Consider the following 6,258-nt stretch of genomic DNA (forward strand, 5'->3'; position numbering starts at 1 on the left):
GTTTATAGGGCCGGCTTGACGCCACAGCCTTTGAGGATGATGTGGATCAGGTTGGTGCCGGCGTCTTCCATGTCTTGCTTGGTCAGTTTGGTGCGACCGGTGACGCGGCAGATCTGGGTGGCGAAGTCGGCGTAGTGCTGGGTGCTGCCCCATAGCAGGAAGATCAGGTGCACGGGGTCGATGGGGTCCATCTTGCCGGCGTCGATCCAGGCCTGGAAGACTGCGGCCCGGCCGCTGAACCAGGCGCGGTAGTCCTGGCTGAAATATTCGGTGAGGCATTCGCCGCCGCTGATGATCTCCATGGCGAAGATCCGCGAGGCTTGCGGGTGGCGCCGGGAGAATTCCATCTTGGTGCGGATATAGCGAGTGAGGGCCACGGCCGGGTCGTCCTCGGCGGTCAGCGCGTTGAAGGTGCTGTCCCACAGTTCGAGGATGTTGCTGAGCACCGCGATGTACAGGCCCAGCTTGTTGGTGAAGTAGTAATGCAGGTTGGCCTTGGGCAGCCCGGCACTCGACGCAATGGTGTTCATGCTGGTGCCTTTGTAGCCATGGCGCGCGAACTCGTCTTCAGCAGCCTGCAGAATCGCTTGTTCGTTCTTTTGCCGAATGCGGCTGGCGGGTTTACCGGCGTGGTTGCTGTGGGCAGGAACTTCGAGGCTCATGGAGGTTTCCGTGCTGATCGATAGAGACGACGTGTGCACAGATAACCCACCCTCAAGCCTCAGACAAGTCCCGATGCAATAAAACCGTCAAAGCGGTTCCAGCGTGTCGCTTTCTGGCGCGCGGTTTGCGGCAGCGTGGGTCGTTTTGGCTTCCGGCAACAGCAGGCACAACACGATGGCGGTCAGCCCGCCGCTGGTGATGGCCGAGTCGAACAGGTTCTGTACCAGCGCTGGCATCAAGTGCAGCAGGTTCGGTTGGGCGGCGATGCCCAGGCCGACGCCAAAGGAGGTGGCAATGATCAGCATGCTGCGTCGGTCCAGCGGCGCCTGGGCCAGGATGCGCACACCGGCCGCGGCCACGCTGCCGAACATCACCAGGGTGGCACCACCCAATACGGGTTTTGGAATTTGCTGCAACACCGCACCAATCAGCGGAAACAACCCCAGGCAAAACAGCAGCACGCCGATGTACAAACCGACGTAGCGGCTGGCCACGCCGGTGAGTTGGATCACGCCGTTGTTTTGGGCAAACGTAGTGTTGGGAAAGGCGCTGAACGTGGCGGCGATCATGCAACTGACGCCGTCGCCCAATACACCGCCTTTGAGTCGGCTTATATAAGAGGGGCCGCTGATGGGCTGGCGGGCGATCATGCAGTTGGCGGTGAGGTCACCGACGGTTTCGATGCTGCTAATCAGATAAATCAGCGCGATCGGCAGGAAAGCGCTCCAGTCGAACGTGAAGCCGAAGCGAAAGGGCATCGGCACGCTGATCAACGGCAGGTCGGGCAAGGCCTGGGGCACCAGTTTGCCGCTGCCCCAGGCGGCCAGGCTGCCGAGGGCCAGGCCGATGATGATGGCTGAAAGGCGCACCCACGGCGTATTCGAGCGGTTGAGCAGAATGATGGTCAACACCACGAACAGGCCCAGGGCCAGGTTGGTGGGGGCGCCGAAGTCCGGGGCGTTGAAACCGCCGCCCAAGTCGGTGATGCCGACTTTGATCAAGCTGATGCCGATCAGAGTGATGACAATGCCCGTCACCAATGGCGTGATGACGCGGCGCAACTGGCCAATGAAGCGGCTCAGTACGATCTGCACCGCGGCGCCGAAAAAGCACACGCCGAAGATCATCGCCATGATGTCTTCCGGGCTGCCGCCGCGCTGCTTCACCAGAAACCCTGCCGACAGCACCGCGCCGAGAAACGCAAAGCTGGTGCCTTGCAGGCAGATCATCCCGGCGCCGATACCAAACGGCCTACGCGCCTGGATGAAGGTGCCGACACCGGAGACCATCAGCGCCATGCTGATCAGGTAGGGCAAGTGGGCAGTGAGGCCCAGGGTGGAGCCGATGATCAGGGGCGGTGTGATGATGCCGACGAACGCTGCGAGCACATGCTGCAACGCGGCAAGCAGTGCGGGAATTGGCTTGGGGCGGTCGTTGAGGCCGTAGATCAGGTCGCTGGGGCTGGTGGATTCTGGAGGCATGTCAGGCTAGCTCAAGGTCTATGTGCTTGTGCTCCTGCAAAAAGCTGTCCAACTGCTCAGCTTTCTGCGTTAGGCCCGAGTTAGCGCGTCGCGGCCAGGCTTTCGAGAAAGCTTTCCAGCACCAAATGAGGGCGACGGCCCTTGCGCGTGACCGAAGCCAGGCTCAAATCGTAAAAACGCGTAGCCGGTTTCAGCGCGCGCAGTCGGCCTTGTTGCACCCAGAGGCTGGCGTAGTGGTCGGGCAGGTAGCCGATGTAGCGACCGGTGAGAATCAGGAAGGCCATGCCTTCGCGGTCGGACGCGCTGGCGGTGCAGTTGAGTGCCTGGTAATGGGCCTGAATCTCGGCGGGCAGGCGGAAGGTGGGGGCGATGGCGTCCTGGCTGTCGATGCGCGTGTCGTCCAGTTGTTTGTCGTCGGCGTAGAACAGCGGATGGCCGACTGCGCAGTAGAGTAGCGAGCGTTCGCTGTACAGCGGCTGGTACTCCAGCCCCGACAGAGCGCTGGCCTGGGGCACCACGCCGACGTGCAGGCGGCCGTCGAGCACACCTTGTTCCACTTCATTGGGCGCGATCATGCGAATCTGGATCTGCACGTCCGGGCCACGTTCCTTCAACTGTGCCAAGGCGTGGGTGATGCGCATGTGGGGCAGGGTGACGAGGTTGTCGGTGAGGCCGATGATCAGTTCGCCACGCAGATGCTGGTGCAGGCCGTTGACCTCGGTGCGAAAACTTTCCAGGGCACTCAACAGCTGCAGGGCAGACTGGTAGACCTCACGGCCTTCTTCGGTCAGAGAGAAACCGGCGCGGCCGCGTTGGCAAAGCCTCAAGCCGAGGCGTTGCTCCAGGTCACTCATCTGCTGGCTGATGGCGGAACGGCCGATGCCGAGCACGGTTTCCGCCGCCGAGAAGCCGCCGCACTCCACTACGCTGCGGAAGATGCGCAGCAGGCGAATATCGAAGTCGCTGACTTGGGCGAGGGGGTCGGGGCGACGGCTGCTCATAGTTTAGTAAAGGCCTGACTGAAGGTTAGAAGAGTTGAATTTCACCGACTTTATCGCCGTGGCAATTTAGCTGCAACAACGCTTTTCAATCCCGACGCTGCCTTTTGCCTTGCGAGGTTTTGCTGATGAACATGCCTGAAAACGCCCCATCGTCCCTGGCCAGCCAACTGAAGTTGGACGCTCACTGGATGCCTTACACCGCCAACCGTAACTTCCAACGTGACCCGCGCCTGATCGTCGGTGCGGAAGGCAGTTGGTTGATCGATGACAAGGGGCGCAAGGTGTACGACTCGCTGTCGGGCCTGTGGACCTGCGGCGCCGGGCACACCCGTAAGGAAATCCAGGAGGCGGTGGCCAAGCAACTGGGCACCCTGGACTATTCGCCAGGCTTCCAATACGGTCATCCGCTGTCCTTCCAACTGGCGGAAAAAATCACCGACCTGACGCCGGGCAACCTGAACCATGTGTTCTTCACCGACTCGGGTTCCGAGTGTGCCGATACCGCCGTGAAGATGGTGCGCGCGTACTGGCGCCTAAAAGGCCAGGCCACCAAGACCAAGATGATTGGCCGCGCCCGTGGTTATCACGGTGTGAACATTGCCGGTACCAGCCTGGGTGGGGTTAACGGCAACCGTAAGATTTTTGGTCAGGGCTTGATGGACGTTGACCATCTGCCGCACACCTTGCTGGCGAGCAATGCCTTCTCCCGTGGCATGCCGGAGCAGGGCGGTATCGCGTTGGCGGATGAATTGCTCAAGCTGATCGAACTGCACGACGCGTCGAACATTGCTGCAGTGTTTGTCGAGCCAATGGCCGGTTCTGCTGGCGTATTGGTGCCGCCTCAGGGGTACCTCAAGCGCCTGCGTGAAATTTGCGACCAGCACAACATCCTGCTGGTGTTCGACGAAGTGATCACTGGTTTCGGCCGTACCGGCTCGATGTTCGGTGCCGACAGCTTCGGTGTAACACCGGACCTGATGTGCATCGCCAAGCAAGTCACCAACGGCGCCATCCCAATGGGCGCGGTGATTGCCAGCAGCGAGATTTATCAGACGTTCATGAACCAGGCGACGCCCGAGTACGCGGTGGAATTCCCACACGGCTACACCTACTCGGCCCACCCGGTTGCCTGTGCTGCGGGCTTGGCGGCATTGGACCTCTTGCAGAAGGAAAACCTGGTGCAGAGCGTGGCCGAAATCGCGCCGCACTTTGAGAATGCGCTGCACGGTTTGAAGGGCAGCAAGAACGTGATCGACATTCGTAATTACGGCCTGGCCGGTGCGATCCAGATTGCCCCGCGTGACGGTGATGCCATTGTGCGTCCATTCGAGGCCGGCATGGCCTTGTGGAAAGCTGGCTTCTACGTACGCTTTGGCGGTGACACCTTGCAGTTCGGGCCAACCTTCAACAGCAAGCCGCAAGACCTGGATCGCTTGTTCGATGCCGTCGGCGAAGTGCTGAACAAGATCGACTGATTTCTCTTTCTATATAGAACAACTTTTCAGGAGCCCTGCATGAGCCTTATCCAGCACTTGATCAACGGTGAGTTGGTCAATGACAGCGGCCGTAGCGCCGACGTGTACAACCCGTCCACCGGCCATGTGATTCACCAGGTGCCGTTGGCCAGTCGCGAGACTATTCAACAGGCGATCGACGCGGCCAAGGCGGCGTTCCCGGCCTGGCGTAATACGCCAGCGGCCAAGCGTGCTCAGGTGATGTTTCGTTTCAAGCAATTGCTGGAGCAGAACGAGGCGCGCATTTCCCAGCTGATCAGTGAAGAGCACGGCAAGACGCTGGAAGATGCGGCCGGTGAATTGAAGCGCGGGATCGAGAACGTGGAATACGCGTGCTCGGCGCCGGAGATTCTGAAGGGCGAGTACAGCCGTAACGTAGGACCAAACATTGATGCATGGTCGGATTTCCAGCCGTTGGGTGTAGTCGCTGGTATTACGCCGTTCAACTTCCCGGCGATGGTGCCGTTGTGGATGTACCCGCTGGCGATCGTTTGCGGTAACTGTTTCATCCTGAAGCCGTCGGAGCGTGACCCAAGCTCCACACTGTTGATTGCACAACTGTTACAGGAAGCCGGCCTTCCTAAGGGCGTGCTGAGCGTGGTGCACGGCGACAAGGGCGCGGTAGATGCCCTGATCGAGGCGCCAGAAGTGAAGGCGCTGAGCTTTGTGGGCTCGACGCCGATTGCCGAGTACATCTATTCCGAAGCGACCAAGCGCGGCAAGCGCGTGCAGGCGCTGGGTGGAGCGAAGAACCACGCGGTGCTGATGCCGGATGCGGACCTGGACAACGCGGTCAGTGCCCTGATGGGCGCTGCGTACGGTTCTTGCGGCGAGCGTTGCATGGCGATTTCGGTGGCGGTGTGCGTGGGGGACCAAGTGGCGGACGCGTTGATCGCCAAGTTGGTGCCGCAGGTGAAGGCCTTGAAGATCGGTGCGGGCACGTCTTGTGGTCTGGACATGGGGCCGTTGGTGACTGGCCAGGCGCGGGATAAGGTCAGTGGCTATATAGAAGACGGTGTTTCTGCGGGCGCCAAGCTGGTGGTTGATGGTCGCGGGTTGAGCGTGGCAGGCCATGAAGAAGGTTTCTTCCTGGGTGGCAGCCTGTTTGATCGTGTGACGCCTGAGATGCGCATCTATAAGGAAGAGATTTTTGGGCCGGTGCTGTGCGTGGTACGGGTGAATAGCCTGGAAGCGGCGATGCAGCTGATCAATGACCATGAATACGGTAATGGTACGTGCATCTTTACCCGTGACGGTGAAGCGGCACGTCTGTTCTGCGATGAGATCGAAGTGGGCATGGTGGGGGTTAACGTTCCGCTGCCGGTGCCGGTGGCTTATCACAGCTTTGGCGGCTGGAAGCGGTCGCTGTTTGGTGACTTGCATGCCTATGGGCCGGATGGGGTGCGTTTCTACACGCGTCGCAAGGCAATTACCCAGCGTTGGCCGCAGCGGGCCAGTCATGAGGCGTCGCAGTTTGCGTTCCCAAGCTTGTAAGCAGCAGTGAAAGCCGGCCCCTTGGGGCCGGCTTTCACGTTTTTTGGGGCTTTTTGACCGATATGACAGAAATATGAAGAAAGGTGTTGACGGCAGATTCTGGAA

General features: G+C 60.3%; 5 protein-coding genes. 2 read left to right on the top strand and 3 right to left on the bottom strand.

Annotated elements, in window-relative coordinates:
* Nucleotides 1-2: 2 nt before the first annotated feature.
* From HX803_RS00585 to HX803_RS00595, 3 genes are all read right to left on the bottom strand, one after another.
* Nucleotides 3-662, bottom strand: coding sequence for a TetR/AcrR family transcriptional regulator (locus HX803_RS00585; RefSeq protein WP_178918491.1), 660 nt, complete (start codon nt 660-662; stop codon nt 3-5).
* Between the two features lie 87 nt (nt 663-749).
* Nucleotides 750-2,144 (bottom strand): uracil-xanthine permease family protein, encoded by a 1,395-nt coding sequence (locus HX803_RS00590; RefSeq protein WP_178918492.1) that lies wholly within the window; start codon nt 2,142-2,144, stop codon nt 750-752.
* A gap of 80 nt (nt 2,145-2,224) precedes the next feature.
* The gene (locus HX803_RS00595; RefSeq protein ID WP_159962882.1) at nt 2,225-3,145 is read right to left on the bottom strand and encodes a LysR family transcriptional regulator; all 921 of its coding nucleotides are present in this window, start codon (nt 3,143-3,145) and stop codon (nt 2,225-2,227) included.
* Between the two features lie 125 nt (nt 3,146-3,270).
* Between HX803_RS00595 and HX803_RS00600 the strand changes: the two genes are divergently transcribed.
* Both HX803_RS00600 and HX803_RS00605 read left to right on the top strand, forming a co-directional pair.
* Entirely contained in the window at nt 3,271-4,620 is a 1,350-nt protein-coding gene (locus tag HX803_RS00600; protein ID WP_178918493.1) for an aspartate aminotransferase family protein, read from the top strand.
* 39 nt (nt 4,621-4,659) lie between these two features.
* The gene (locus tag HX803_RS00605; protein WP_178918494.1) at nt 4,660-6,153 is read left to right on the top strand and encodes a CoA-acylating methylmalonate-semialdehyde dehydrogenase; all 1,494 of its coding nucleotides are present in this window, start codon (nt 4,660-4,662) and stop codon (nt 6,151-6,153) included.
* Nucleotides 6,154-6,258: the final 105 nt, after the last annotated feature.

Source organism: Pseudomonas sp. P7548 (assembly GCF_013386585.1).
Classification (GTDB): Bacteria; Pseudomonadota; Gammaproteobacteria; order Pseudomonadales; family Pseudomonadaceae; genus Aquipseudomonas.